This is a genomic window from Halomonas sp. ND22Bw, assembly GCF_003011945.1.
GTDB lineage: Bacteria > Pseudomonadota > Gammaproteobacteria > Pseudomonadales > Halomonadaceae > Halomonas > Halomonas halophila.
In genome coordinates this window covers 1-308 of the sequence record NZ_PXWD01000540.1, presented here as the reverse complement: position 1 = coordinate 308, position 308 = coordinate 1, and the positions used below count along the sequence as shown (strand labels likewise).

1 pseudogene is annotated in these 308 nt (G+C 61.4%); it reads left to right on the top strand.

The window, feature by feature from the left end:
- Window positions 1-308, top strand: a pseudogene (locus tag CVH10_RS19285) (excinuclease ABC subunit A); the annotation flags it as partial.

Sequence of the window (308 nt, the reverse complement as noted above, 5' to 3'; positions counted from 1 at the left end):
CGAACCTATCCACCTACAGCGGCATGTTCGACCATGTGCGCAAGATCTTTGCCGGCACTCCGTTGGCCAAGAAGCGCCGTTACAGCCCCGGCCGCTTCTCGTTCAACGTCGCCGAAGGCCGCTGCCCGGTATGTGAGGGCGAGGGCTTCGTCATGGTGGAGCTGCTGTTCCTGCCGAGCGTTTTTGCCCCGTGCTCGACCTGTCATGGCTCGCGCTACAACCCGCAAACGCTCGAAGTCGAATGGAACGGGCGCAATATCGCCCAGGTGCTCGAACTGACGGTCGACGATGCGTGCGATTTCTTCGCT